The sequence below is a fragment of the Campylobacter concisus genome, from assembly GCF_902460545.1.
GTDB classification, from domain to species: Bacteria; Campylobacterota; Campylobacteria; order Campylobacterales; family Campylobacteraceae; genus Campylobacter_A; species Campylobacter_A concisus_AE.
The window spans coordinates 62,838-65,421 of sequence record NZ_CABPUE010000002.1 but is presented as its reverse complement, the minus strand read 5'-3'; the positions used below and the strand labels follow the sequence as shown (position 1 = coordinate 65,421).

The following is a 2,584-nucleotide window of genomic DNA, read 5'->3' as shown; positions in this document are numbered from 1 at the left end:
GACAATGACATAAGCAGACCATTTATATCTAACAACAAACTACTTATTGGATATGGCTTTAGCCTAAAAGATGATATAGAACTTATTTGTGCTCAAATTTATAAAAACAACAAAGACAAAGTCATAAAAGATATCAAGCAAACTATTGCTAACACCACAAGTAAGACTACCATAGAAAAGATAGATACAGATGAACTTTTTAAAAAGATAAATGATGCCGCAAAAGAGGCTTATGCAAAGTCTGGAGGTGCCGATACTTTACCTGAGTTTGAATTTAGCTCAGAAGATCAGTTAAATGCTATCTTGGAGCAAAAGCTTACGCCACTAATCCAAGAGATAAATCAAAAATTAAACAACTCTCCGCTTAAAAATTTACAAGCCGTTTCGCTCACTTCAGATACACAAAACAGCCAAATTTCAAGAGAGCATGTCGCGCTTTTAGCACTTCTTTATATCAGCAAGAAAAGTAATATTGATCCATCCCTAGCAAGCTACATCAAAAGCAAAAATCGTTTTAAGGCCTGGTTTTGGCTAGCATATGAGAGCTTTAGTGATGAAGTAAGCAATAAAATATCTCTTTTACGAGAAAAAATTTCAAATCAGTTTGGGCTTTATGAGAGTGATGAACAAAATATTAATTTTGCCGAGTGTATAGATATTTTTAGCCATTTAAATATATCCAAAGCAAAATATAAATCAAAAAATCAAAACAATAAAGAGATCATCCAAAACGTCACTCATTTAGAATTTATGAAGCTTCAAGAAAATGGATCGAATTTAAACACATCAGATGTATCAAAGTGCGAGGCTTTATTTCAGCCATTTGTTAATAAGATAAATTCTTTATTAAGCACTCAAAGTACAAAGACTTTTAACCTTGAAAATATATACTGCGTAAATTTAGTCAGCTCAAATGCCTCAAACACTTCAAGAATAAATAAGCTCTTAAGACAAAAAGAGGAGGAATTTTACAAACAAGAAAATATACTCTTGCTATGTCCAAGGAAGATGACAACTCCTATTAGAGTCTTTCAACCTAAAAAGAGTGAATTTACTGTCGTGCTAGCTAGTCAGACTCCATTTGATTGCAGTGAGCTAAACCCAAAAGAGCTAAATTCTAGTAGGCCAAACTATGGCAAGGTGAATTTATGTGAGCTAATACTTACTGACTTTAAATTTGACTCTTATGAAGATAGTAAAAATGAAGAGATAAAATTTAAAAATACAAAGAGCAAAGATACAGTAATACTCTATCAAGAAAACAAAAATGAAGAGGATAAGATAAATGGTGCTACCTTTACTAGCATAAAGCAAAATAGTGATGATATAGAGTATAAGCTAGAAGATGGCGTTATAAGTATGAAGTACTTTGAAGACCAAACGTCTAAAAACAAACACCTAAATTTCTCTTTATTAAATTTCGCTAAAGAGAATAACTTTACCCTAAGAGATGATAAAGACTCAGCTATGTTTGATATAAAGCTTCGTCTAGCTCATGGCAACAATATAGTGCCTACATCAGTATCAAGTTCAGGTCTTACTCTTACAATAAACAATCTCATCATTGAAAACGAAGATGGCAAGGTAAGTGAAGATATAGATAAGATATATCTTCATCACTGCTTTGATAAAAGTATATACGAGAGTATATCTTTAGTAAAAAATGAAGACTCAGATATCAAAAACTCATATACAGCTACATTTAATATCCCAATAGATAAAGAGAATAAAGGAGATACTAAATTTATACTTTATTCAAGTGATCTAAGTAAAGTTTATAGCACTAAAGATATTCATGCTCACACTGATACAGCTGTAATATCTTTAGGATATCAAGATAAGAGTAGCTCTAACTTTTGCTATAGCAATAAGGTCTCGTTAAGAGATATAACAGATCATATAACAAATGTAATCTCTGATAGTGAGTATCCATTTAAGACAAATGAACCAATATGTTTAAAGGCTATATATAAACAAGAAAAAGGTAGTAAGAGATATAAAGAGATACTTTGGGGATATAAGGTCATAAAAAGTAAAGAGTATGATGAGTTATCCAAATCAAATCCAAAAGATGCAGTGGACTTAAAAGATCAAAAAGGCAAAGAGATAACATTTAAAATTTCAGATGTTATACAAAAAGATGATCTAGATAAGCTAAAACAAGGTGGTCATACTATAGTATTTTTTGCATATCTTGAAGGCGATAAGGATAAATTTAAGTTTTATACAAGATATGGCAAAAATCATATAAGAATAGATATAAAGATACCTTTATATATTAGATTTAGTAATGATAAGCTAGTTATATATGAGTTTGAGCATGCTATAAAAGAGAAGGCATTTGATGCTAGATTAAAGCTTAGTGATAATAAAGACGATGCTTTAATAAAAAATGATAATTACTTATATATAAGCAAAGATATCTCATCAAATGAGATAAATATATATGAAGATGATAAGCTAAGCAAAGACCTAAAAAGTGATGAGAAGACAAATAAGAGCTATCAAATTTATGCAAAAGAAGAGAGTTCTAATGATCAGTCTAATGCAGATAAAGATGATAAGCTTGGTATAAATTTATTAA

Annotated in this window: 1 protein-coding gene; it reads left to right on the top strand. The window is 30.3% G+C overall.

Features of this window, described 5'->3' with window-relative positions; translation table 11 throughout:
• The coding region (locus FZ949_RS09255) for a hypothetical protein (protein WP_187424702.1) at window positions 1-2,584 on the top strand (2,584 nt) is incomplete at both ends.